The following is a 23,531-nucleotide window of genomic DNA, read 5'->3' as shown; positions in this document are numbered from 1 at the left end:
AGAAAATGGCAGGTTTGGCGTCAGCCTTATTGACAATCAGGGGGTAGGCTGTACGACAATGACCCGGTGATGGGAGTGGCATGATGACGAGTGGGTTGCGCAAAGGGCTGACGAGCTATGGCGATGCCGGCTTCTCGCTGTTCCTGCGCAAGGCGTTCATCAAGGCCATGGGCTATTCCGACGACGCGCTCGAGCGTCCGATCGTCGGCATCACCAACACCTATAGCGACTACAATCCCTGTCACGGCAACGTCCCGCAGATCATCGAGGCCGCCAAGCGCGGCGTGATGCTGTCGGGCGCGATGCCGTTCGTGTTCCCGACCATCTCGATCGCGGAGAGCTTTGCGCATCCGACCTCGATGTATCTGCGCAATCTGATGGCGATGGACACCGAGGAGATGATCCGGGCCCAGCCGATGGATTCGGTGATCGTCATCGGCGGCTGCGACAAGACACTGCCGGCGCAGGTGATGGCCGCAATCAGCGCCGACCTGCCGACGGTGGTCATTCCCGTTGGCCCCATGGTGGTTGGTCATCACAAGGGCGAGGTGCTGGGCGCCTGCACCGATTGCCGCCGTCTCTGGGGCAAGTATCGCGCCGGCGAAATGGACGATGTCGAGATCGAGGCGGTCAACGGCCGGCTCGCGCCGTCGGTGGGTACCTGCATGGTGATGGGCACCGCCTCGACCATGGCCTGCATGATCGAAGCCATGGGTCTGTCGCTGCCGATGAGCGCGACCATTCCCGCGCCGCATGCGGAGCGCTTTCGGCTTGCCGAAGCGAGCGGCAGGGTGGCCGCCGAGATGGCCAAGACCAAGGGTCCGAAGCCGAGCGAATTGCTGACGCCTGCATCTTTCAAGAACGCCCAGGTCGTGCTCCAGGCGATCGGCGGCTCGACCAACGGCCTGATCCATTTGACCGCGATGGCGCATCGCTCGCCGCACCGGCTCGACCTTGGGGTGTTCGACCAGATCGGCCGCGAGGTGCCGGTGCTGATCGATCTCAAACCGTCCGGCGAGCATTACATGGAGCACTTCCATCATGCCGGTGGTGTGCCGAAGCTGCTGGCGCAGCTCGGCGATCTCGTCGATCTCGATGCGACGACCATCACAGGGCAGACGCTGCGCGATATCGCGGCCAACGCTGAAGACGTGCCCGGCCAGGACGCGATCCGTCCGCGCGACAATCCGATCAAGAAGGAAGGCGGCCTCGCCGTCCTGCACGGTAATCTCGCCCCGCGCGGCGCGGTGATCAAGCAGTCGGCTGCAAGCCCAAAGCTGTTGCAGCATACGGGCCGTGCGGTGGTGTTCGAATCCGTCGAGGACATGACGCTCCGGGTTGACGATCCCGATCTCGACGTCACCGCCGATGACGTGCTGGTGCTGCGCAATGCCGGTCCGAAGGGCGCGCCCGGCATGCCCGAGGCGGGCTATCTGCCGATCCCGAAGAAGCTCGCGCGTGGCGGTACCAAGGACATGGTGCGCATCTCGGATGCGCGCATGAGCGGCACCGCGTTCGGCACCATCGTGCTGCACATCACGCCGGAATCCGCTGTCGGCGGGCCGCTGGCGCTGGTGAAGAACGGCGACATGATCCGGCTCGACGTCGCCAAGCGCAGCATCGAGCTGCTGGTCGATGCGGCCGAGCTGGAACGGCGCCATGCCTTATTGAAGCCGGCAGCCGCTCCCGACGAGGCGCGGCGCGGCTATGCCTGGCTGTTCAACGAGACCATCATGCAGGCCGACGAGGGCTGTGACTTCGATTTTATGCAGAGGACTGGGAAGAAGACGGATAAGGGGTGACCAACCACCCGAACGAACGCTCAGACCGCACAAGCGGCGGGCGTAAAACAGGGGGAAACGATGATTGCACGATCCAAGCTTGTACTGGCGGCAACGGCCGCTGTTCTCTTCGTCACGGGCGCATCGGCACAGGAGGTGAAGCATTATCGCTTTGCCTACGATCAGCCGCGCAATACCGGCTACTCTATCGCGGGCGACCTCTTTGCCGAAAAGCTCAAGGAATTGAGCAAAGGCACCATGATCATCGATCAATATCCGGGCGCGCAGCTCGGGCAGGAGCCGCAGGTGCTCCAGCTCGTGAAAGCGGGCGACGTCGAATTTGCGATCATCTCCTCGGCAAACACCGCGACGATCTCGCCGCAAGCGGGCGTGATGTCGTTGCACTTCCTGTTCCGGGATGAGAACCACGTGGTCAAGGGGCTGGCCGATCCAAAAGTGTTCGAAGCCCTCAAGACCATGATCGACGAGACCACGCAGGGCCTCCATGTGATCGCGACCGGCTCGCAGGGCGTGCGCCACATGTACTCCAAGAAGGAGATCCATAATGTCGGCGACATCAAGGGCCTGAAGATCCGGGTGCAGGCGACCGCGACCGAGGACACCATGTTCCCGGCCTACGGCGCCCAGACCGTGCACATGCCGTTCGGCAGCGTCTACACGAGCCTGCAGACCGGCGTCGTCGACGTCGCCGAGAACAGCATCAATGTCTACCTCGTCAACAAGCACTACGAGGTCGCCCCGGTCCTGAACATCACCGAGCACGAGGCCAACAACGCGCTGGTGTTCATCTCCGACAAGCTCTGGCAGAGCCTGTCGGCCGAGCAGAAGGGCTGGGTGCAGGCGGCGGGGAACGAGGTCAGCTCCAAGGAGCCGCAGAAGGCCTTCGACCTCGAACGCACCGCGGCAGAGAAGCTGAAGAAGATGGGCGTGAAGATCGTCGACAACGTCGACAAGAAGACCTTCACGGCGGTCGCCGATCCCTATCTCGACAAGCTCGCCAAGGAGCTCGGCCCGCACGCCGAAAAGATCAAGGATTTGATCCGGTCGATCAACTAGGCCGCCCGCGGAAATGTCCGTGCCTCCACGAGTCGTTCCGGCGAAGGCCGGGACCGATACGCCGCGGCGGAGCTTGGGGCAGGGTAGCCACCAGCTTGCTTTGGCCACATGCAGCTGGGGCTATGGGTCCCGGCCCCCGTGCGCAGTAGCGCACTAGGCAGGGACGACATTAATGGCCATCGCCGACAAACTGCTGGTGCAACGACAGCGCCACCTCAAATGGCGCGGGCTCGACTGGCTCGAGCTCGCGCTGATGATTCTCTGCGGCGTGCTCTGCTTCGGCTTCTCGCTGTCGGTGACCGCCGACATCGTCACCCGCACCATCGGCCATCCCTGGCTATGGCTCCAGGAAGTGACCTCGACGCTGTTCATCTACGCGATCTTCGTCGGGACCGCGGCCGCGACCCGGCGCAATGACCACCTTTATCTCACCGCGATCTCAGAGGCGTTGCACGGCACCTCACGGCTGATCGTGGAAGTGATCATCCGCCTTGTGGTGCTCGGCGTCGCCTTCTGCCTGATCTGGTACGGCTATCAGAACTATCTCCGCGGCTTCGGCAGTTTCCGCCTGCCGTCGGGTACGCCGATCGCCTCGCTCTACGCGATCATTCCGCTGTCGGGCGTGCTGATCGGCCTGTTCACCATCGAGCAGCTCGTCAACGGTCTGCGCAACGGCTTTGACCACCCCGAGCCGCCCGAGGAGGACGACGGGACGCCTGTCATTACCGACGCACAGATGAGGACGCAGCCTTGAGCGCACCCATTGTTCTGGCGTTGATGACGGTCTGCTTCCTGTCCTTCGGCTATCTCGGCGTGCCCGTGCCGTTCTCGCTGATGGCCGGCGTCTTCATCGGCGCGCTCCTATCGGACGTCTCGCTCGCCGCGATCATCCAGAAAGTCTTCGACGGCGTCGATTCCGAGGCGCTGCTGGCGATCCCGTTCTTTCTGCTGGTCGGCGAGCTCATGAGTTCGGCCAATGTGGTGGTTCGAATAGCCAACCTCTCGGTATCCCTGGTTGGCCACATCAGAGGCGGCCTGTCGCAGGTCGTGGTCGTCTTCAGCATGTTCTTCTCGGAAATGTCGGGCTCGACCACCGCCGACGTCGCTGTGATGAGCCGCGCGCTGGGCGGCCCGATGAAGCGTGAGGGCTACGAGCCCGCCTTCATCGCCGCGATCATCGCATCCGCCTCGACGATTGCGGCGCTGGTGCCGCCGAGCATCACCGCGGTGGTCTATGGCGCGGTCGGCAACGTCTCGATCGCCGGCCTGTTCATGGCAGGCGTCGTGCCGGGCCTGATGATCGGCTTCGGCTTGATGATCTACTGCTATTTCTTCGGTCCGTCCGGGCTGCGCAAGCCGCGCGCGCCGCTGCGGCAGGTGGTGTTCGCGGCCGGCGATGCGGCGCTGCCGCTGATGATCCCCGTGATCCTGTTGGGGGGCATCCTGACCGGCTGGTTCACGCCGACGGAAGCCGGCGTCGTTGCCGTGGTCTGGATTGTCGTGGTCGTGATCCCCGCGCTCAACCGCGGACATATCAGGAAGATTCCCTACGATTTCTGCCTTGCGGGCCTGATCTTCTCGCTGCCGCTGATCACGATCGGCGCCGCCAATGCGTTCGGCTGGATGCTCGCGTATCTGCGCGGTGCAAGCTACATCGCCGAAGTCATTACTTCGCTCGCCGGCAACGATCCGCATCTGATCATGCTGCTGATGGTACTGCTGTTCACGATCGTCGGCGATTTCATCGAACCGGTACCGACCATCATCATCTTCATGCCGTTGGTCAACACGCTGACGGAAGCCGGCGACATCAACGCCGTGCATATGGGCGTGGTGCTGATCGCCACGCTCGCCTTCGGCCTGATCACGCCGCCTTACGGCCTGGTGCTGCTGATGGCCTCGAAATTCGTCGGCGTCAGTTTCGCAAAGGCACTACGCGCCGCGTTGCCGATCTATCTGGTGTTCCTCGGGACGATCGCGTTCGCGATCTACTTCCCGAGCGTGGTGCTGTGGCTGCCGCGGCAGGTGCTCCCCGAGTCGGTCGGCTGCTTCAAGTCCCCCGCGGGGACGGGATACATCTGTCCGCAGTGAGAGCTACTTGCTCTTGCTGGTGAATTTCTTCACGGCGGCGCGGAACTCCTCCGTGTTCATCGCCATGATGATCTTGTGCTCCTCGGCGTCGAGCTGCTGCTTCACCGGCGTCATGGCGGCCTGGTAGACCAGCGATTTGGTGCCGGCAATCGCGGCCGGCGGGTTCTGCGCCAGTCGCTCGGCGAGGGTACGCGTTGCCGCCTTCAGCTCGGCGGCGGGAACGAGCTTCGCAACCAGGCCCCATTCATGGGCCTGCTGCGCAGTAAAACTATCCTCGGCGAGGAAAATCTGCAGCGCGCGGCGCGGGCCGACCGTGTTGACGATGCCGACCGTGGAGCCGCCATCCGGCGAAACGCCGATCTTGGCGTAGGCAGGCGTGAACTTGGCATCCTCCGCGGCAATGCAGAGGTCGGTGACGAAGGCGAGGCCCATGCCGGCGCCGGCCGCCGAGCCGTGCACGCTGGACAGCGAGATCTTCGGCATGCGCCGGATGATCTCGATGAAGGCATGATAGTGCTTCAACAGCTCGCCGACGACCGGCGTCACCGTGCCCGCTTCAGCCGCGGCGCCGATCGTCTGCAGATCGCCGCCGGCCGAGAAGGCGCGGCCTTCGCCTTCGAGGACCACGACCCTGATATCGTCGGCGCCCTCAATGTAGGCCGCGAGCTGTTCGAGCTTTTGTGCAATCGCCAGGTTGATCGAATTGAACGCGGCGGGCCGGTTGAGCGTGATGGTCGCGATTGGGCCATCGATTCGCAGCAAGGCGGGATCGTCGGGTCGTGAGACGGGAGCGGTCATCGGAAATCCCCGGCATGAGGTCGAAGCTCGAACTAAATCGCAGAAGGCGAGGGGTGACAATCCCCGCCTGGTGCTCTTGCGCAAGCCGGAACGATAGGCTCAAATGGGCAGGCCTTCGTTTAGGGACGGACACGAGCGCCGGCTCCTCCTAGGCTAGCAAGCCAAAATCAGAGAGAGGAGACGACATGGGTGACGCTCGTGTCTTGCGGAAATGGGCTGTCCAATGACGGATGGCCCGGTGGTCATTATCGGTGCCGGCCATGGCGGCTACCAGGTCGCGGCATCGCTGCGCCAGGCGGGATTTTCCGCGCCCATCTGCCTGGTCAATGACGAGGCGCATCTGCCCTATCAGCGGCCGCCGCTGTCCAAGGCCTATATCAAGGGCGCGGCCGGGCCGGAGAGCCTGATGTTCCGGCCGGAGAAATTCTACCAGGACCAGACCATCGAGCTCGTCGCGGGCCGCGCGGTGTCGATCGACCGCGCGGGGCGTAAGGTGCTGCTCGCCTCGGGCAGGACGCTGCCCTATGGCCACCTCGTGCTGGCGACCGGCGCGCGCAACCGGCTGCTCGATCTGCCCAACGCGAACCTTCCCGACGTGAAATATTTGCGCATCCTCGACGAGAGCGACGCGCTGCGAAACATCATCCCGTCGAAGACGCGGGTGGTGGTGATCGGGGCCGGCTTCATTGGCCTCGAATTCGCGTCCACCGCGCGCATCAAGGGCCTCGAGGTCGACGTGCTCGAACTCGCCCCGCGCGTGATGGCGCGCGCGGTGACGGCGGAGGTCTCGGAGTATTTTCAAGCGCGGCATCGCGAGGCCGGCATCCGCATTCACCTCGGCGTGCAGGCAACGTCCATCGAGGCGGAGGACGGCAAGGTCACCGGCGTCTCCTTGAGCGACGGAAGGCACCTGCCGGCCGACCTCGTCGTGGTCGGCGTCGGCGTGCTGCCGAATATCGAGCTCGCGGCGGAGGCGGGGCTGCCGGTCGCGGCCGGTATCATCGTCGACGAATATCTCTCGACCGCTGATCCCGATATCTCGGCGATCGGCGATTGCGCGCTGTTCAAAAGCCCGCGCTTCGGCGGATCGCAGCGGCTGGAATCGGTGCAGAATGCCACTGATCACGCGCGCTGCCTCGCGGCGCGGCTGACCGGCGACCGCAAGGCCTATGACAGCCATCCCTGGTTCTGGAGCGACCAGGGCGAGGACAAGCTCCAGATCGCAGGCCTCACCACCGGCTACGACCGCGTCGTGCTACGCGGTGATCCCGCCAGGAAGGCGTTCTCGGCGTTCTGCTACAAGGGCGACAATCTGCTCGGCATCGAATCGATCAACCGTGCCGGCGACCACATGTTCGGCCGCCGCCTGTTCGGCCTGGATCGCTCGATCACGCCGGAGCAGGCCGCCGACGAAAGTTTTGACCTGAAGGGCGCGCTGGCGTGAGCTCTCTCCCTCTCCCCGTTCTTACGGGGAGAGGGTTGGGGTGAGGGGCTCTCTCCGTAGATGAGATGAGCGTGAAACCCGTACCCCCTCACCCGGATTGCTTCGCAATCCGACCTCTCCCCGCAAGCGGGGCGAGGTAAGAAAGATATCAGCCTGCGTCTATGACCGCGGCGACTTCCGCGGCCGTCGGCATCGACGGTCCCGCGCCCATGCGCTGCACGGAGATCGAGGCGGCGGCATTGGCGAAGGCGAGTGCCGCGCGCAAGTCGACGCCGTCGGCAAGTTGCGCCGCGAGCGCTCCCACAAAACAATCGCCTGCGCCCGTGGTGTCGAGCGCCTTCACCACGCGGCCTTGCACCGAAATCTCCTCACGTCCCGCGAGCGCCAGCACGCCGCGCTTGCCGAGGGTCACACAGATGGTCTGGTCCTCGCGAGCCTGAAGTTTTCGCGCGACGTTGAGGATCCGCCCAGCCTCGTCCCTGTCGGACAACTCGACGCCGGCGAGGAGGCCGAGCTCGGTCTCGTTCAGCACGAGGATGTCGACCAGCGCGAGCAATTCGCCCGACATGGTTTGCGCCGGCGCCGGATTGAGCAGCGTCGTAGCGCCGGCCTCGCGAGCCCGCCGGAAGAACGCGGCGATCGTCGGCAGCGGGATCTCGAATTGGCTGACTGCCACATCGCCCTTCGTCAGCGGGACGGCCGCGACGTCATCGACGCCGACCAGCGCATTGCAGCCGGGAATGACGACGATGGTGTTGTCGGCCTCCGCCACCGTGATGATGGCCGTGCCGGTGTGCACCTCGGCGGTCTCGCGGATCGCGCCGAGATCGATGCCTTGTGCGCCGAGGAACGTCCTCAGCTCAGCGCCGAATGAATCCTTGCCCACCCGGCCGATCAACGTGGTCCGCGCGCCAAGCCGCGACGCCGCGACCGCCTGGTTGGCGCCCTTGCCACCCGGAAAATACAGCACCTGCTTGCCGGCGACGGTCTCGCCGACCCGGGGATGGCGATCGGCCGTCGCCACGACATCCATGTTGATGCTGCCGGCGACGAAGACGCGCCCCATCGTAACCCCTGCGAACGCTAGACCCTGACCTCGAACTCGTGCCTGACCTTGGCGATGTCGACAAGCGTCGGCAGGCCGGCTTCGTTGCCAAGGCGTTGGATCTTGAAGGTCGAGGCTGCCCGGGCAAAATCAAAATGCTCGCGCCAGCTTTTGCCGGGATGGGCGAGATAGGAATAGACATAGGCGCCGTGGAAGACGTCGCCGGCGCCGTTGGTGTCGATCACGCGCTCGCGTGGGATCGGCATCGCCGGCATCACCTGCACCGTTCCGGTCTCGTCGTACCAGAGCAGCCCCTTTTCGCCCATGGTGATGCCGCCGATCTTGCAGCCGCGGCTCTTGAGGTAATCCAGCATCTTCTCCGGCGTCAGATCCATCTGCTCGCACAGGCGCTCGGCAACGATGGCGACGTCGATGAATTCCAATAGCTCATGCGTGTTGGTGCGAAGGCCGCCACCGTCGAGCGAGGTCAGGATGCCGGCCTCGCGGCAGACCTTTGCGTAGTGGATCGCGGCATCGGGTTGATGGCCGTCGACATGCAGCGCGCGGCAGCCGCCGAGATTGAGCATCGGGAACGGATGGATGTGGTCGTCGTCGCGGCAGCGGACGATGGCGCGCTTGCCGTCCTTTGGCATGATGAAGGACAGCGAGGACTGGTTGACCTTCCGCCCATGCAGCGAGATCGCATATTTCGCGCACATGTCCATGAACATGCGGCCGAGCCAGTCATTGGCCGCGGTGGCGATGAGATCGGGCACGATGCCGAGCTTGGCGCAGCAGAACGCGGCGGTCACCGCATTGCCGCCAAAGGAAACCGCGTAGTCGGAAGCCACGTGCTTCTCGTCGCCGGTCGGCATGTGGTCGGTAATGAAGACGACGTCGATATAGGTCTGTCCGATGAAGAGAGCCTGCATTGCTTGTCCGTGATGCGCTTTGTGGTCCCGGCCGGCGTGCTTACTGTAACACCGGTTCCGCCGCGGGACCGCTGAAATTATTCGCAAAACCGCCGCTCGGAGTGCTTGAGGTCGGCATGCGGCCGGAATACGACCATCACCGGGCAATGCCAAGCCCGGACAAACGCCGTCTCTCGGTCCATGGTTCCGGGCCAGTCAACAGGGGGAAACATGATCACCGGCCTCGATCACGTCGTCGCACTGGTCAGGGATATCGGTGCGGCCAGGGCGGCCTATCAGACGCTGCTCGGGCGCGCGCCGGCCTGGCAGAACTCGGGCGAGGGCGCCGACCGGGTGCTGTTCACTCTTGCCAACATGACGATCGAATTGATGGCGCCGAACGGCTTCAGCGTGACCGCCGATCGCATGCGCGCGTTGCTCGGCGACCAGGAAGGCGTGCTCGCCAGCCTGTGCTTTCGTGTCGCGGACATGAGCAAAACGCACCGACGGCTGGAGCGGGTGGCGCTCATGCCGGATCCGGTTGCCGAGGTCGAAAGCAGCGACGCGGAGAGCGGCGCGGTCCTGCACTGGAAGCGGACGCGCGCCGCCACGGAGCTCACGCGCGGCGTGCGCATGTTCTTCCTCGAACTGGCTGATGAGCGCCCGCTTTCGAAGACCACTGATATCGGGCCGATCGATGCGCTCGACCACGTCGTGATCACCACCGAGGATTCCGATCGCGCCGCCGCGCTCTATGGCGCGCGGCTCGGGCTCGATCTGGCGCTCGACCGCTCGCACCAGGATTGGGGCCAGCTGATGTTCTTCCGCTGCGGCGATCTCGTCGTCGAGCTGGTGCGCCGCCCCGTCGCGGGCGGCGATTCCCTGCATGACCGCCTCTGGGGCCTGAGCTGGCGGGTGACCGACATCGATGCCACGCGCGCCCGCCTGATCGCTGGCGGACTCGACGTCACCGAAGTGCGCAACGGCCGCAAGCCGGGCACGCGGGTGATGACGGTGCGGACCGGCACCTGCGGCATCCAGACGGTCCTGCTGGAGCGCTCGCCGAAGCCGGTGGATTAGGTTAAGTCTCTCCCTCCGTCATTGCGAGCGCAGCGAAGCAATCCAGAATCCCTCCACGGTAGCAGTCTGGATTGCTTCGTCGCAAGGGCTCCTCGCAATGACGGCGAGCGCGTGTTACATCCGTCCTGAGACCACCCAGCGAGCAACCGGTTTGGCGAAAGCAGCGGCAAAGCGAACTCTGAAATGGCAGCGCGATCCCGAGGGGATGCGGTTGCGCATTCTCGAAGCCGCCAAGCAGGAATTCTCGGCGCACGGGCTCGCCGGTGCGCGCGTCGACCGCATCGCGGCCAACGCCGGCGCCAACAAGCGGATGCTCTATTATCACGTCGGCAACAAGGACGAGCTCTATCTCGCGGTGCTCGAAGGCGCCTATGACAAGATCCGCAGCGAGGAGCGCGGGCTCGATCTCGAACATCTCGATCCGCCCGAGGCCATCAGGCGCCTGATCGAGTTCACCTGGAATTATTTCCTGCGCAATCCCGAATTCCTGTCGCTGCTCCAGACCGAGAATCTCGCGCGCGCAAAGCATCTCAAGAAATCGACCAAGGTCAAGTCGATGCACTCGCCCTTCGTCGAGATGATCGGCACCGTGGTGCGGCGCGGTGTCTCCGGCGGCGACTTCAAGGTCGCCGTCGACCCTGTCCAGCTCTACATCTCGATCGCGGGACTGTGCTTCTTCTATCTGTCGAACTCGGCGACGCTCAGCGTGATCTTCGGTCGCGATTTGCTGGCCAACGACGCCAAGGACGAGCGGCTGGATCACATGGTCGGCCTCGTGCTGGCAGCGCTGACGGGACAGTCGGCCGCGCTGGTAGCCATGACCAAGGCGCCGAAGTCGCGCGCCGCGGTGGCGCAGACGGTTTAGCGGTGTAACTCGCTACAGCTCGATGGGTTATCGGCGTTTCTCCGACCTCAGCCGTCATCGTCCGGCTTGACCGGACGATCCAGTACTCCGAGACGGTCGTGGTTGAGCCGACAAGCTGCGGCGTACTGGATTCCCCGCCTTCGCGGGGAATGACACCGAAGATGTGGCATCCAGACGCGTCCCTCAAACCTTCCGGAACTCCCGCACAAAACGTCGCAGGAAAACCGCTGGACAGTATTTACCCAACGGGTTAATTTCTCGCTCAACGAACAAGACGACCGGGAGTGAGACGTGGCTGAGCTGAAGCCGCAGAGTGCGGTGTCCAAGATGCTGAACGCGGCCTGGATCCGGCCGTTTTTGTTCCTGGTGTTCATCGTCGTCGCCTGGGATCTCGCGATCCGGCTGTTTAGGATTCCCGCCTACCAGATTCCGTCGCCGGGCGATGTCATTGCGGTGCTGCGCACCGATTGGCCGGAACTGCTGCGCCAGTCCTGGCCGACGACCTATGCCACCGTCTGCGGCTTCGCGCTCTCGGCGCTGTTTGGGATCCCCATCGCGATGCTGATCGCGGGCTCCAAGACGGTGGAGAGCTACGTCTATCCGCTGCTGGTGTTCTCGCAGTCCGTGCCGAAGATCGCGATCGCGCCGCTGTTCGTGGTGTGGTTCGGCTTCGGCATCATTCCGAAAGTAATCTCGGCGTTCCTGCTCGGCTTCTTTCCGGTGGTGGTCTCCGCCGTGCAGGGCTTCAAATCGGTCGATCCGGATATGGTCGATCTCGCCCGCGCCATGCAGGGCAGCCGCTTCCAGGTGTTTTGCGCGGTGAACCTGCCGCATGCGCTGCCCGCGATCTTCTCAGGCCTCAAAGTATCGGTGACGCTCGCCGTGGTCGGCGCCGTGGTCGGCGAGTTCGTCGGCTCCAATTCCGGCATCGGCTATGTGATGCAGCGCTCGATCGGCACCTTCGACCTGCCGACGATGTTCGCAGCGCTCGTGATCCTCGCGCTGCTCGGCGTCATCCTGTTCTGGATCGTGGACCGGATCGAGAAGCTGGTCATTCCCTGGCATGTCAGCCAGCGCGAGGACGTGATTTTCGCCTCTTAACAACAACCAAAGCAACGAACGGCCGCCAACGGCCGACGCAAACAACGACAAGGGAGAGTGACGATGAAGCGGTGGATAGGAGCTGTCTCGGCGGCGCTGATGGTGTTCGCGGCCATGCCGGCGCAAGCAGCCGACAAGGTTGTGCTGATGCTCAATTGGTATGTCTATGGCGAGCACGCGCCGTTCTATTACGGCAAGGCCAAGGGCATTTACGCAGCCGAAGGCATCGACCTCGAGATCCAGGAAGGCCGCGGCTCGGCGGCGACCACGCAGGCGGTGGCCGCCAAGACCGCCGATTTCGGCTATGTCGACGTGCCCACCATGATGCGCGCCGCGATCAAGGGTGCGCCAGTGGTTGCGACTGGCGTGCTGCTCCAGACCAGCCCGATGTCGGCGATGGGTTTCGTCGACAAGAACATCAGGAAACCCGAGGATATCAAGGGCAAGACGGTGGCGATCACGCCGGCCGATTCCATGACCCAGATCTGGCCGCTGTTCCTGAAGAAGACCGGCCTCAAGGAAAGCGACTTCCAGACGGTGGCGGGCGATGGCCAGACCAAGCTCAACGCGGTCATCAACGGCCAGGCTGACCTCTTGCTCGGCTACGTCATGGACCAGTCGATGAAGATCAAGGACGCCACCGGCAAGGATGTCTATCCGATCAAGTTCGCCGACTACGGCATCAACATGGTCTCCTCCGGCATCATTGCCAATACTGATTATGTGAAGGCCAATGCCGATCTCGTCCGCCGCTTCATGTCGGCCACGACCAAGGCGGTCGAGGCCGCTGAGAAGGAGCCGAAGGCCGCGGCGCAGTCGATCCTCGATGCCAACCCCAAGGGCGGCAAGATCGACACGCTGACGCAAGGATTTGAGCTGACCATTCCGCTCTACCGGACGCCCGAGACCAAGAGCAAGCGGCCGTTCCAGGTCACCGACCAGAACATGACCGAAACCGTGAACCTGATGGTCGAATATGGCGGGCTCGATGCCAAGGCCAAGGAGAACCCGAAGGCGTTCTATACCAACGACTATCTGCCGAAGAGCGGCTCGTGAAACCTGCGACAACCATGAACGAAACCCTGCAACCGGCCGCGCATCTGAGACTGGTGAGCGACCGGGCTGCCGGCGATGCGTCGGGCATCAAGCTGTCAGGCGTGTCGAAGACCTACCGGACGCGCGACGGCGATGTGCCGTCGTTGCGGCCGCTCGACTTCCACATCAATGACGGCGAGTTCTTCGTCGTGGTCGGCCCATCAGGCTGCGGCAAGTCCACGCTGCTCAAGCTGATCTCGGGACTGCTGCCGCCGACCACGGGCGAGATCCTGGTCGAGGGCGAGAAGGTGACGGCGCCGCACGGCAATGTCGGCATCGTGTTCCAGAACGCGCTGCTGCTGCCATGGCGCAACATCCTGTCCAACGTGATGCTGCCGATCGACATGAAGCGGCTGCCGCGGCAGACATATCTCGACCGCGCCAAGGCGCTGTTGAAGCTGGTCGGGCTGGAAGGCTTCGAGAAGAAGCTGCCCTGGCAGCTCTCCGGCGGCATGCAGCAGCGCGCATCGATCTGCCGCGCGCTGGTACATGATCCCAGGATCATGCTGATGGACGAGCCGTTCGGCGCGCTCGATGCGCTGACGCGCGAGCGCATGAATGTCGAGCTGATGCGGATCCAGCGCGAGACCAGGAAGACGGTTCTGCTGATCACGCATTCGATCCCCGAGGCTGTGTTCCTCGCCGATCGCGTGCTGGTCATGACCGAGCGGCCCGGCGCGGTCGCCGCGATCTACGACGTGCCGCTGCCGCGGCCCCGTTCGCTCGACGTGATGGCCGATCCTGTGTTCACCGAACTCGTGCAGCGCATCCGCAAGCACTTTTTCTCGCAAGGTTCACTGGACTGACGACCATGGCACCGCGCCTGAAGCTGCGAGACATCACCTTCTTCGAGCGACCCGTGCATTTCGCGCGGCCGTTCCGCTTCGGCGCTGTTACCATCAACGCGACGCCGCAGCTGTTCGTGCGGGTCGAGATCGAGGTCGAGGGCAGGGGAAGCGCGGTCGGTGCCGCCGCCGAGCTGCTGGTGCCGAAATGGTTCGACAAGCGGCCGGAGCTGTCGCCGGCGCAGACGGTGGATGGCTTGCGCCGCTCGCTGGAAATCGCGCGGGGGCTTTATCTCGCGCGAAGCGGATTTCTCACGGCATTCGATCTGCATGCCTCATGCATCGGTGCCCAGGTCGCGACCTGTGCGAAAAAGAACATTCCGGCGCTGGCCGCAGCCTATGGCCCCGCGGAAATCGACAAAGCGATCCTCGACGCGCTGCTCCGCGCCGCCGAGACCAATTTTTTCGACGGCATGGCCGGCAACATCGCCGGCATCGATGCGCGGCTTTCGCCCGACCTGAGGGAAACCGATCTCACGACATTCCTATCGGGCCGGAAGCCGCTGTCGCGTGTTGCCATCAGGCATACCGTCGGTCTCGACGATACCGTTGAAGGTGAGGGCGGGGTTGCGGATGCCCGCGAGAACTCCGGTGCGAGTTATTTCAAGCTGAAGCTGTCGGGGGACCCCGTCGCCGATGCGGCGCGGCTGGCGCGCATTGGCAAGGAGCTCGATGCGCTGGACCGTGGCTACAAAGTGACGCTCGATGCCAACGAGCAATATGCCGATCTCGCGGCCTTGCATGAACTCATCGGCCGGCTCGACCATGACACTGCGCTGCGATCGATTTCATCCAGGCTGCTCTATAGCGAGCAGCCAATGCCGCGCGATGTCACGAGGCAGTCGCCGCTCGGCTCGCTCGCGGCGCGCGGCTTCATCATCGACGAAGCCGACGATACCTACGACGCGTTTCCCGCGGCCCGGGCGCTCGGCTATCACGGCATCTCGTCGAAATCCTGCAAAGGGCTTTACAAGTCCATCGTCAACGCGACGCGCGCGGCGAAATGGAGCGTGGGCGGCGAGAAGTTCTTCGTGACCGGCGAGGACCTGACCTGCCAGGCCGGGCTTGCCGTGCAGCAGGATCTTGCGCTCGGTGCCTTCATAGGCATCACCCATGCCGAACGTAACGGCCACCATTACGTCGATGGCTTCGGTGATACGCCCGCCGCTGAAGCCGATGCCTTCGCGGCCGCGCATCCCGATCTCTATGCGGATGCAGGGCAGGGCATCCGCCTCTCCATTCACAACGGCGATCTCCTGACGGGATCGCTTCATGCTGCGGGCTTTGCGACGTCGGTCCATCCGGATTGGTCGGCGCTTCGTCCGCTCGAACAGCCACAATCACTCTGGGAGCAATCGGCATGACCACCCAACGCCTCGGCCTCATCATGAACGGCGTCACCGGCCGCATGGGCCTCAACCAGCATCTGATCCGTTCGATCGTCGCGATCCGCGAGCAGGGCGGCGTCCGCTTGAAGAACGGCGACCGCGTGATGCCGGACCCGATCCTGGTCGGCCGCAGCGCCGAGAAGGTCGAGGGGCTCGCCAAGCGCTACAACATCACGCGCTGGACCACGGATCTCGACGCCGCCCTCGCCGACAAGAACGACACCATGTTCTTCGATGCCGCGACCACACAGGCACGGCCGGGCCTTCTGACCCAGGCCATCAATGCCGGCAAGCACGTCTATTGCGAGAAGCCGATCGCGACCAATTTCGAGGCGGCGCTCGAGGTCGTCAAGCTCGCCAATTCCAAGGGCATCAAGCACGGCACGGTGCAGGACAAGCTGTTCCTGCCCGGCCTGAAGAAGATCGCCTTCCTGCGCGACTCCGGCTTCTTCGGCCGTATCCTCTCGGTACGCGGCGAGTTCGGCTATTGGGTGTTCGAAGGCGGTTGGCAGGAGGCGCAGCGGCCGTCCTGGAACTACCGCGACGAGGACGGCGGCGGCATCATCCTCGACATGGTTTGCCACTGGCGCTACGTGCTCGACAATCTCTTCGGCGAAGTCGAGAGCGTGAGCTGCATCGGCAACACCGACATCCCCGAGCGTTTCGACGAGCAGGGCAAGAAGTACAAGGCGACCGCCGACGACTCCGCCTACGCCACGTTCCAGCTCAAGGGCGGCGCCATCGCCCACATCAATATGTCCTGGGTGACGCGCGTCTATCGCGACGATCTCGTCACCTTCCAGGTTGACGGCACACTCGGCTCGGCCGTCGCCGGCCTTTCCGACTGCATGATCCAGGCGCGGCAGGCGACGCCCCGGCCGGTGTGGAATCCCGACGAGAAGCGGCTGCACGATTTCTACGGCGACTGGCAGAAGCTGCCTGACAACGTCACCTACGACAACGGCTTTAAGGAGCAGTGGGAGATGTTCATCCGCCATGTCTACGAGGATGCGCCCTACAAGTTCACGCTGCTCGAAGGCGTCAAGGGCGTGCAGCTCGCCGAATGCGCGCTGAAGAGCTGGAAGGAGCGGCGCTGGATCGACGTCGCTCCGATCAAGGTCTGAAGTCAATTGGATAAGTCGCGATGTTTACCAAGCCGTCATTGCGAGCGAAGCGAAGCAATCCAGAGTGCCTCCGCGGCAAGAGTCTGGATTGCTTCGTCGCTTCGCTCCTCGCAATGACGGGGAGAGGTCTGAAATCATGAACAAGCCCGTCCTGTCGATGTCGTCCCTATCGCTCAAGCTGCCGAAAGCGGATCGCTCGATCGAGACCTACCGGCTCGCGGCCTCGCGGACGTTTCCCGCAAAGCTCGAGGGACCGCTGAACCGCATCGCGTTCTCGGCCGTCCATACCGTGGTCGATCCCTTCGCCGACAACGACCCGTGGCTCTCCGCTGCCGTCGACTGGGACAAGACCATCGCCTTCCGCGAGCACGTCTGGGACCTCGGGCTCGGCGTGGCCGAAGCCATGGACACCGCGCAGCGCGGGATGGGGCTGGATTGGCCGACCTCGCTGGAGCTGATCACGCGCTCGGTGTCTGCCGCGAAGCGACGCAACGCGCTGGTGTTTTCCGGAGCGGGCACGGACCATCTCCCGGTCGAGGACGCCAAAAATCTCGACGACGTGATCCGCGCCTATGAAGAGCAGGTATCGGCGGTCGAGAAGGTTGGCGGCCGCATCATCTTGATGGCGTCGCGCGCGCTGGCGAAGCTTGGCCGTAACGCCGACGATTACGCAAAGGTCTATGACCGTGTGCTGTCGCAGGTTCGCGAGCCCGTGATCATCCATTGGCTCGGCGACATGTTCGATCCGGCGCTGACGGGATATTGGGGCACCAGCGATCTCGACAAGGCGATGGATATTGCGGTCGCCATCATCAACGGCAATGCTGCCAAGGTCGACGGTGTCAAGGTTTCGCTGCTCGACAAGCAGCGCGAAATCGACATGCGCCGTCGTCTCGACAAGCGCATCAAGATGTACACCGGCGACGATTTTAATTATGCGGAGCTGATCGCCGGCGACGAACAGGGCTTTTCGCACGCGCTGCTCGGCATTTTCGACGCGATCGCGCCGGCGGCGTCCTACGCGTTGTCGCGGTTGGCTGCTGGTGACGAAGCGGGCTTCCACGACGTGCTGGGACCGACCGTGCCGCTGTCGCGGCACATCTTCAAGGCGCCGACGCGGTTCTACAAGACCGGCGTGGTGTTCATGGCCTATCTCAACGGCCACCAGGATCATTTCACCATGGTCGGCGGGCAGGAGAGCACGCGCTCGACGCTGCATCTGGCCGAGCTGTTCCGGCTGGCCGACAAGGCCGGGCTGCTCGCCGATCCGGAGCTGGCGACGCGGCGGATGAAGGCGGTGCTCTCAACGCACGGAATCGAATCCTGATGCGCGATTTTTCGTCCGACCATCGCTGGCTGTCGCTCAACACGGCGACGATCCGCAAGCAGGGTGATCTCGTCGAAATCGTCGACGCCTGTGCCAGGCACGGCATCCGCGCCATCGATCCCTGGCGCGACCAGGTCGCAGCCGTCGGCCTCGAGCGTGCCGCGCGCGCGGTGCGCGATGCCGGTCTCGACCTGTCGGGCTATTGCCGTGGCGGCATGTTCACCTCCGACGCGTCGCGCCGGAGCGAGGTGCGCGACGACAACCGGCGCTGCGTCGACGAAGCCAAGGCGCTGGGAGCCCCCTGCATCGTTCTCGTCGTCGGCGGCCTGCCGCAATATTCGCGGCCGGGCAGCGAGGCGTCGAGGGACATCGCCGGCGCGCGGACCCAGGTCGAGGAAGCGCTCGCCGAAATGCTCGATTACGCCAAACAGGCCAAGCTGCCGCTGGCGATCGAGCCGCTGCATCCGGCCTATGCGGCGGACCGCGCCTGCGTCAACACCACGAAGCAGGCGCTCGACATCTGCGACCGGCTCGACCCCGATCGCAGCGGCATGCTCGGCGTCGCACTCGACGTCTATCACATCTGGTGGGATCCGGAGCTGATGGGGCAGATCGCGCGCGCCGGCCGAGATCGCCTGCTGGCCTTCCATGTCTGCGACTGGCTGGTGCCGACCAGGGACATTCTCAACGACCGCGGCATGATGGGCGACGGCGTGATCGACATCAAATCGGTGCGCGAAGCGGTCGAAGCGCAGGGCTTTGCCGGCTATTCGGAGATCGAAATCTTCTCCAACGAGTGGTGGAGTAAACCGATGGACGAGGTGCTGCAAACCTGTATCGCGCGGCACAAGACGGTGGTTTAGGCCTTCCAGAATTTGTTGCGCGCGGCGGCGCCGATGGCCTGAGATGTCAAACGGTTGCGCGCAATCACCGGGGCATGCCGCGCCGGTAACCTTCTACTGTGCATGGGGTTGTTTTCGCGTTTTTTTGTTTTGAGGCCTCAGCCGATCGCGCAAGGCACGCTCAAAAAGCCGCGGAACCGCACCCGTCCACCCCTGACCGGCTGTCCGCTCACGGCATAGTTCGGGAAGCGCGCCAAGAAGCGTGAGACCGCGATGGCGCCTTCCAGCCGCGCCAGCGCCATGCCGGCGCATTGATGTGCGCCGGTGGCGAAGGCGAGATGCCGGTTCGGCGTGCGCGCGACGTCGAAGCTCTCGGGGTCCGGAAACTGCGCCGGATCGCGGTTGGCCGCGCCGATGCACAGCGTGATCGACGTGCCGGCGTCGAGCATGATTCCGCCGAGCTCGACCCGCTCCGTGGTCATGCGGTTGCCGAGCTGGTTCGAACTCTCGTAACGCAGCATCTCTTCGACCGCAGTTTTGATGAGGTCGGGGTGGTCGATCAGCCGCCGCTTCTGATCCGGGTTCCGGTCGAGCGCCACGAGGCCGTTGCCGATCAAATTGGTGGTGGTCTCGTGGCCGGCATTGAGCAGGAAGATGCAGTTGTGCAGCAGCTCCTTCTCGGTCAGCCGCTCGCCGTTGTCCTCGCCCTGGATCAGTCGTGTCAGCACGTCGCGTTCGGGGTTGCCAGGCTTCGCTCGTCGGCGTGCGACCAGCGTTTCGAGATAGGCGAGAAAATCCGTCACGGCCTTGTTGCCGCGGGCAGCGACTTCAGGCGACACGACCGGTTCGAGGGCGCCCAGGATCGCCAGCGACCACTCGCGCAGCGGCGCGCGCTCGTCATGGGGCACGTCGAGCAGATTGCCGATCACCTCGATCGGGATCGAGGCGGCGAAATCCTCGATCAGCTCGCAATCGCCTTTGACGGCGATGGCGTCGAGCAGTCCGTCGACCAGCTTGACGATATCGGGCTCCATCCCCGCGATCGCGCGCGGCGAGAGCGCGCCCATGATCAGCCGCCGCACGCGCGTATGCGCCGGCGGATCGTTGAAGACGAGGCTCGTGGTGTGGTGTTCGTAGAGCGGGGTGTCGCCGTATTTCGGCGCGAACTCGCGCTTCTTGTCCGAGCTGAACGATTTTGTGTTCTTGTAGGTCGTGACGAGATCGTCATAGCGGGTCAGGAATACGGTGCCGTTGCGCAGGCGCTTGACCGGCTCGTTCTCCCGCAGTGCACGATAAGTCGGGTAGGGATCGTCGTAGAATTCCGCCGTCAGCTTCTCCAGGTCGAAACTGGCCGCCAGTTCATTCGCACTTGCGTTCATGCCGCCATACTCGCCGGTTGAGTCCGATATGCTGTATTCGCTCTTTTGAGCGGCTCGATTCACCGTCTACAGTCGAGCTGCGATTTGCAAGCCGACCGGACAGGAAAATGCAGGCCCGCTCTGACGCTGCCGACACGGCCGCCGAGTCTAGCACTCATTGGCCAGACGATATCTTCGCGACCTTGCAACGCTTCGACGTTCGGCAGGTGCCTTACGTGCCCGACGCCGGCCATTCGAGGCTGATCCAGCGCGTGCTGGCATCGTCCACGATGCGCGGCATTCCGCTGACGACGGAGGAGGAGGGCGTGGCGCTTCTGGCGGGCGCCTGGACCGGCGGACAGCGCGGCGTGCTGTTGATGCAGTCGAGCGGGGTCGGCAATTGCATCAACATGCTGTCGCTGATCCCGATCCTGCGCTTTCCCTTCCTCACCCTGGTGACCATGCGTGGCGAGTGGGGCGAGTTCAATCCGTGGCAGGTGCCGATGGGATCGACCACGCAGGGCGTGTTCGAGCTCTCGGGTGTCAAGGTGCTCCGGGCGTCTAACGCAGCCGAGGTGCCGGTCGTGCTCGAGGCGGCGGCCGCGCAGGCCTACAACGCGCTCACGCCCACCGCCGTCCTGCTGTCGCAGCGCCTGATCGGCGCCAAGGTTTTCACCAAATGAGCAAGACCAATCTCCTCGACCGCCGTCAGGTGGTGTCCACGCTTCTCGCGGATCGCAAGGATGTGGTTGCGATCGGCGGCCTCGGCGCCTCCACCAACGACATGTGCGCGGCCGGCGATCATGCCCGGAATTTTTACCTCTGGGGCGGCATGGGCGGGGCGGCGATGATCGGGTTGGGCCTCGCTCTGGCGCAGCCAAAGTTGCCGGTGCTGGTCATCACCGGCGACGGCGAGATGTTGATGGGCATGGGCAGCCTTGCCACCATCGGCCTCCAGAAGCCGTCCAATCTCTCGATCGCGGTGCTCGATAACGAGGCCTATGGCGAGACCGGGGGCCAGGCCAGCCACACGGCCGCGGCCGCCGACCTCGTCGGCGTCGCCAGGGCCTGCGGCATCGGGGATAGCCGGTCTGTGACCACTATGGCCGAGGTCGAGGCCTTCGCCAAAGCCGTCCATGACGTCGCCGCCGGGCCGCGCTTTGCCAATGTGAAGATCGACAGCGCCAATCTGGAGCGGATTTTGCCGAGCCGGGATGGGACTTACATTCTCAACCGGATCCGCGGCGACCTCGGCTTCCAGCCAATCTAGGCGCTCCCGTCCTGCACGGGGACCGTGCGGGCACGGCGAATTTCCACTGGAATTACAACGCACTCAGGTTGCGATGCAGCATAGTGCTTGACTTTTGCGTGGGTGAGTGCTTACTCACTAGCATGAGCTCATTGCGTATGACGAGCGACCTGAGGCGTCAATTGATCCTCGGCGCCGCAAAGCGTTGCTTTGCCCGACACGGCTATACCGGCACCACGACCAAGAGCGTGGCGGCCGCCGCTGCCATTTCCGAAGCGTTGCTGTTCAAGCATTTCCCGTCCAAAGCCGCGCTTTACGCCGAAATTCTCAGCGACGAATGCGAGGCGGACCCGGCGCTCATGGAGCTGCTCGAACGGGAGCCGTCGACCGCCACGTTGGTCGAGCTGATCCGGGGCATGGTCGGGCATTTCATGCACATCGCCGACGGGCCCGACCAGGAAGAGGCCCAGCGCCTGCGATTGATGACCACGAGTCATTTGGATGATGGCGAATTTGCCCGTTTGCTATATGCCAAGATCGAGACGCTGATCGGGGCGGCCTTCGTCGCCTCGCTCAAGCGTGCGGTTGCCGCGGGGGACGCGCGGCCATACAACGGCGAACCGCTCAACCTGTTCTGGTTTGCGCATCACACCGTGATGACCGCTGCGCTGACCAGGCTGCCGGCCACGCCGTGTCTCGCTTACGGCAAGGCGAACGACCTCGAGCGGCAGCTCTGTGAGTTTCTCCTGAGGGGTATCGGACTTAACGACGCCGCAATTGCTTCGCATTTAGGCCGCGATCAGGCCGCGTGTGCGGACAAGACGGCGATTGCAGAGAGTGCATGACATGAACATCGTCACCGAACACAAGATTTCGGGCGAACCGATCGACAACAAGGCTCCCAAGCGTCCGGTCCGGCCGGTGCTCTGGTTCATCATCGTCGGCGCGCTTCTGGCCGTGCTCGTCGGTGGCCTCGTCTGGTTCAATTATTTCCGCGGCCAGATGATCAAGCAGTTCTTCGCCAACAACAAGCCGCCGCCGGTTGCGGTCAGCGCCGCCGAGGCGAAGTCCGAGGTGGTGCCGAACCTGCTGACCGCCGTCGGCGGGCTGTCCGCTGTGCACCAGGTTGACGTCAGCGCCGACGTCAACGGCCGCGTCACCGAGATCAAGTTCGAGCCGGGCACGCATGTCGAGGCCGGCACGCCGCTGGTGCAGATGTTCGACGCGCCGGAGCAGGGCGACCTCGCCAATTACAAGGCGCAGTCCACCGTCGCGCAGCTGTCGCTGGACCGCGCCAAGCAACTGGCGTCGCGCCAGTTCGGCCCGCAGGCAACCGTCGACACCGCGCAGGCCGCCTACGATCAGGCGCTGGCGGGTATCGCCAAGACCGAAGCATTGATCTCGCAGAAGCTGGTCCGCGCGCCGTTCTCCGGCGATCTCGGCGTCCGCAAGGTCGAGGTGGGCCAGTATCTGACCGCCGGTACGGCCATCGTCTCGCTGACGGATCTGTCGGAGCTGTGGGCCAACTTCACGGTGACGGAAAAGGACTCGGGCAACCTCAAGGTCGGTCAGCCAGTCCGGTTGAAGGTCGACGCCTATCCGGGCCGCACCTTCGACGCCAAGATCACGACGATCGAACCGCAGATCTCGGCCGACACCCGCAACATCCGGGTGCAGGCGACCATCTCCAATCCGGAGAAGATCCTGAAGCCCGGCATGTTCGTGACCACCACGGTGGTGCTGCCGGACAAGCCGGCCGTGGTCACCGTGCCGGAGACGGCGGTCGACTACACGCTGTACGGCGACTCGGTGTTCGTGATCACCGAGAAGAAGGAAGCTGACGGCAAGACCAGCCTGAGCGCGGTGCGCACTTTCGTGCAGACCGGCAGCCGGGTCGAAGGCCGCGTCGAAATCGTCAAGGGCGTGAAGCCGGGCGACAAGGTCGTCGCCGTCGGCCAACTCAAACTGCAATCGGGCGCGGCGGTGTCGATTTCGACCGACCCGGCTCCGCAGATCCCGGCGCAGCCGCCGCGCTACTGACATCGTACACGTTGCAGCATGATCCGGCACGGCCGGGTCATGCGCTTTGCAAGTCAAAGAAATCGAGATC

Annotated in this window: 22 protein-coding genes; 18 read left to right on the top strand and 4 right to left on the bottom strand. The window is 64.1% G+C overall.

The genetic code is table 11. The features are described from left to right. The first annotated feature begins 83 nt into the window (after positions 1-83). The 4 genes from AC0L20_RS13700 to AC0L20_RS13685 all read left to right on the top strand — a co-directional run bounded on the left by AC0L20_RS13700 (position 84) and on the right by AC0L20_RS13685 (position 4,949). Positions 84-1,802 carry an IlvD/Edd family dehydratase gene (locus AC0L20_RS13700; protein ID WP_473288942.1) on the top strand — a complete coding sequence of 573 codons (1,719 nt, stop codon included), beginning with the start codon at positions 84-86 and terminating at the stop codon, positions 1,800-1,802. A 60-nt stretch (positions 1,803-1,862) separates the two neighbouring features. Then, the gene (locus AC0L20_RS13695) at positions 1,863-2,858 is read left to right on the top strand and encodes a TRAP transporter substrate-binding protein (RefSeq protein ID WP_473288941.1); all 996 of its coding nucleotides are present in this window, start codon (positions 1,863-1,865) and stop codon (positions 2,856-2,858) included. Positions 2,859-3,030: 172 nt separating this feature from the next. Continuing rightward, the gene (locus tag AC0L20_RS13690; RefSeq protein ID WP_473288940.1) at positions 3,031-3,612 is read left to right on the top strand and encodes a TRAP transporter small permease; all 582 of its coding nucleotides are present in this window, start codon (positions 3,031-3,033) and stop codon (positions 3,610-3,612) included. Further along, positions 3,609-4,949, top strand: coding sequence for a TRAP transporter large permease (locus AC0L20_RS13685; RefSeq protein WP_456765350.1), 1,341 nt, complete (start codon positions 3,609-3,611; stop codon positions 4,947-4,949). The genes AC0L20_RS13690 and AC0L20_RS13685 overlap by 4 nt, the downstream gene beginning before the upstream one ends. Positions 4,950-4,952: 3 nt before the next feature. Here the strand turns inward: AC0L20_RS13685 and AC0L20_RS13680 are convergent, their stop codons facing one another. Continuing rightward, on the bottom strand, positions 4,953-5,747 hold the full coding sequence (locus AC0L20_RS13680) for an enoyl-CoA hydratase/isomerase family protein (protein WP_473288939.1): 795 nt from the start codon (positions 5,745-5,747) through the stop codon (positions 4,953-4,955). A gap of 223 nt (positions 5,748-5,970) precedes the next feature. Between AC0L20_RS13680 and AC0L20_RS13675 the strand changes: the two genes are divergently transcribed. Beyond that, the gene (locus AC0L20_RS13675; protein WP_473288938.1) at positions 5,971-7,191 is read left to right on the top strand and encodes an NAD(P)/FAD-dependent oxidoreductase; all 1,221 of its coding nucleotides are present in this window, start codon (positions 5,971-5,973) and stop codon (positions 7,189-7,191) included. A gap of 148 nt (positions 7,192-7,339) precedes the next feature. Here AC0L20_RS13675 and AC0L20_RS13670 read toward each other — a convergent pair whose 3' ends face one another. Next, positions 7,340-8,257: a ribokinase gene (locus AC0L20_RS13670; protein ID WP_473288937.1), complete on the bottom strand. Its 918-nt coding sequence runs from the start codon at positions 8,255-8,257 to the stop codon at positions 7,340-7,342. 17 nt (positions 8,258-8,274) lie between these two features. Continuing rightward, entirely contained in the window at positions 8,275-9,168 is an 894-nt protein-coding gene (locus AC0L20_RS13665) for a sugar kinase (RefSeq protein WP_007593904.1), read from the bottom strand. A 210-nt stretch (positions 9,169-9,378) separates the two neighbouring features. Here AC0L20_RS13665 and AC0L20_RS13660 point away from each other — a divergent pair, with 210 nt between their 5' ends. The 9 genes from AC0L20_RS13660 to AC0L20_RS13620 all read left to right on the top strand — a co-directional run bounded on the left by AC0L20_RS13660 (position 9,379) and on the right by AC0L20_RS13620 (position 18,835). Continuing rightward, positions 9,379-10,227, top strand: coding sequence for a VOC family protein (locus AC0L20_RS13660; protein ID WP_473288936.1), 849 nt, complete (start codon positions 9,379-9,381; stop codon positions 10,225-10,227). Positions 10,228-10,432: 205 nt separating this feature from the next. After that, positions 10,433-11,092 (top strand): TetR family transcriptional regulator, encoded by a 660-nt coding sequence (locus AC0L20_RS13655; RefSeq protein WP_473289055.1) that lies wholly within the window; start codon positions 10,433-10,435, stop codon positions 11,090-11,092. 291 nt (positions 11,093-11,383) lie between these two features. After that, complete coding sequence (locus tag AC0L20_RS13650; RefSeq protein ID WP_473279483.1) at positions 11,384-12,193, top strand: ABC transporter permease; 810 nt, start codon at positions 11,384-11,386, stop codon at positions 12,191-12,193. 63 nt (positions 12,194-12,256) lie between these two features. Next, positions 12,257-13,249, top strand: a complete 993-nt coding sequence (locus AC0L20_RS13645) for an ABC transporter substrate-binding protein (RefSeq protein WP_473288935.1) — start codon at positions 12,257-12,259, stop codon at positions 13,247-13,249. A gap of 14 nt (positions 13,250-13,263) precedes the next feature. Further along, a complete protein-coding gene (locus tag AC0L20_RS13640) occupies positions 13,264-14,094 on the top strand; it encodes an ABC transporter ATP-binding protein (protein WP_473289054.1) in 831 nt (276 codons plus the stop codon). A 5-nt stretch (positions 14,095-14,099) separates the two neighbouring features. After that, positions 14,100-15,497, top strand: coding sequence for an enolase-like domain-containing protein (locus tag AC0L20_RS13635; RefSeq protein ID WP_473288934.1), 1,398 nt, complete (start codon positions 14,100-14,102; stop codon positions 15,495-15,497). After that, positions 15,494-16,645: a Gfo/Idh/MocA family protein gene (locus AC0L20_RS13630; RefSeq protein WP_018457058.1), complete on the top strand. Its 1,152-nt coding sequence runs from the start codon at positions 15,494-15,496 to the stop codon at positions 16,643-16,645. Before AC0L20_RS13635 ends, AC0L20_RS13630 begins: the two co-directional genes overlap by 4 nt. A gap of 136 nt (positions 16,646-16,781) precedes the next feature. Further along, positions 16,782-17,972, top strand: coding sequence for a dihydrodipicolinate synthase family protein (locus AC0L20_RS13625; protein WP_473288933.1), 1,191 nt, complete (start codon positions 16,782-16,784; stop codon positions 17,970-17,972). Further along, entirely contained in the window at positions 17,972-18,835 is an 864-nt protein-coding gene (locus AC0L20_RS13620; protein WP_473288932.1) for a sugar phosphate isomerase/epimerase family protein, read from the top strand. Before AC0L20_RS13625 ends, AC0L20_RS13620 begins: the two co-directional genes overlap by 1 nt. 137 nt (positions 18,836-18,972) lie before the next feature. On the opposite strand, the gene AC0L20_RS13615 is transcribed toward AC0L20_RS13620, so the two are convergent. Further along, a complete protein-coding gene (locus tag AC0L20_RS13615; protein WP_473288931.1) occupies positions 18,973-20,193 on the bottom strand; it encodes a cytochrome P450 in 1,221 nt (406 codons plus the stop codon). A 107-nt stretch (positions 20,194-20,300) separates the two neighbouring features. Here AC0L20_RS13615 and AC0L20_RS13610 point away from each other — a divergent pair, with 107 nt between their 5' ends. The 4 genes from AC0L20_RS13610 (at position 20,301) to AC0L20_RS13595 (ending at position 23,461) form a co-directional block, all read left to right on the top strand. Then, positions 20,301-20,855 (top strand): phosphonopyruvate decarboxylase, encoded by a 555-nt coding sequence (locus tag AC0L20_RS13610; protein ID WP_473288930.1) that lies wholly within the window; start codon positions 20,301-20,303, stop codon positions 20,853-20,855. Beyond that, a complete protein-coding gene (locus tag AC0L20_RS13605; RefSeq protein WP_473288929.1) occupies positions 20,852-21,442 on the top strand; it encodes a thiamine pyrophosphate-dependent enzyme in 591 nt (196 codons plus the stop codon). Before AC0L20_RS13610 ends, AC0L20_RS13605 begins: the two co-directional genes overlap by 4 nt. A gap of 122 nt (positions 21,443-21,564) precedes the next feature. Then, positions 21,565-22,266, top strand: coding sequence for a TetR/AcrR family transcriptional regulator (locus AC0L20_RS13600; protein ID WP_456765337.1), 702 nt, complete (start codon positions 21,565-21,567; stop codon positions 22,264-22,266). A gap of 1 nt (position 22,267) precedes the next feature. Continuing rightward, on the top strand, positions 22,268-23,461 hold the full coding sequence (locus AC0L20_RS13595) for an efflux RND transporter periplasmic adaptor subunit (RefSeq protein ID WP_473288928.1): 1,194 nt from the start codon (positions 22,268-22,270) through the stop codon (positions 23,459-23,461). The last annotated feature ends 70 nt before the right edge of the window (positions 23,462-23,531 follow it).

This window comes from Bradyrhizobium sp. Kon58, from assembly GCF_055807455.1.
This window is presented reverse-complemented; position numbering and strand designations above follow the sequence as displayed.

Excerpts from the sequence above, each read along its gene's own strand:
- AC0L20_RS13700 (WP_473288942.1), top strand. The coding sequence starts at position 84 with ATGACGAGTGGGTTGCGCAAAGGGCTGACGAGCTATGGCGATGCCGGC.
- AC0L20_RS13695 (WP_473288941.1), top strand. The coding sequence starts at position 1,863 with ATGATTGCACGATCCAAGCTTGTACTGGCGGCAACGGCCGCTGTTCTC.
- AC0L20_RS13690 (WP_473288940.1), top strand. The coding sequence starts at position 3,031 with ATGGCCATCGCCGACAAACTGCTGGTGCAACGACAGCGCCACCTCAAA.
- AC0L20_RS13680 (WP_473288939.1), bottom strand. The coding sequence starts at position 5,747 with ATGACCGCTCCCGTCTCACGACCCGACGATCCCGCCTTGCTGCGAATC.
- AC0L20_RS13675 (WP_473288938.1), top strand. The coding sequence starts at position 5,971 with ATGACGGATGGCCCGGTGGTCATTATCGGTGCCGGCCATGGCGGCTAC.
- AC0L20_RS13670 (WP_473288937.1), bottom strand. The coding sequence starts at position 8,257 with ATGGGGCGCGTCTTCGTCGCCGGCAGCATCAACATGGATGTCGTGGCG.
- AC0L20_RS13665 (WP_007593904.1), bottom strand. The coding sequence starts at position 9,168 with ATGCAGGCTCTCTTCATCGGACAGACCTATATCGACGTCGTCTTCATT.
- AC0L20_RS13660 (WP_473288936.1), top strand. The coding sequence starts at position 9,379 with ATGATCACCGGCCTCGATCACGTCGTCGCACTGGTCAGGGATATCGGT.
- AC0L20_RS13655 (WP_473289055.1), top strand. The coding sequence starts at position 10,433 with ATGCGGTTGCGCATTCTCGAAGCCGCCAAGCAGGAATTCTCGGCGCAC.
- AC0L20_RS13645 (WP_473288935.1), top strand. The coding sequence starts at position 12,257 with ATGAAGCGGTGGATAGGAGCTGTCTCGGCGGCGCTGATGGTGTTCGCG.
- AC0L20_RS13640 (WP_473289054.1), top strand. The coding sequence starts at position 13,264 with ATGAACGAAACCCTGCAACCGGCCGCGCATCTGAGACTGGTGAGCGAC.
- AC0L20_RS13635 (WP_473288934.1), top strand. The coding sequence starts at position 14,100 with ATGGCACCGCGCCTGAAGCTGCGAGACATCACCTTCTTCGAGCGACCC.
- AC0L20_RS13630 (WP_018457058.1), top strand. The coding sequence starts at position 15,494 with ATGACCACCCAACGCCTCGGCCTCATCATGAACGGCGTCACCGGCCGC.
- AC0L20_RS13625 (WP_473288933.1), top strand. The coding sequence starts at position 16,782 with ATGAACAAGCCCGTCCTGTCGATGTCGTCCCTATCGCTCAAGCTGCCG.
- AC0L20_RS13620 (WP_473288932.1), top strand. The coding sequence starts at position 17,972 with ATGCGCGATTTTTCGTCCGACCATCGCTGGCTGTCGCTCAACACGGCG.
- AC0L20_RS13615 (WP_473288931.1), bottom strand. The coding sequence starts at position 20,193 with ATGAACGCAAGTGCGAATGAACTGGCGGCCAGTTTCGACCTGGAGAAG.
- AC0L20_RS13610 (WP_473288930.1), top strand. The coding sequence starts at position 20,301 with ATGCAGGCCCGCTCTGACGCTGCCGACACGGCCGCCGAGTCTAGCACT.
- AC0L20_RS13605 (WP_473288929.1), top strand. The coding sequence starts at position 20,852 with ATGAGCAAGACCAATCTCCTCGACCGCCGTCAGGTGGTGTCCACGCTT.
- AC0L20_RS13600 (WP_456765337.1), top strand. The coding sequence starts at position 21,565 with ATGAGCTCATTGCGTATGACGAGCGACCTGAGGCGTCAATTGATCCTC.
- AC0L20_RS13595 (WP_473288928.1), top strand. The coding sequence starts at position 22,268 with ATGAACATCGTCACCGAACACAAGATTTCGGGCGAACCGATCGACAAC.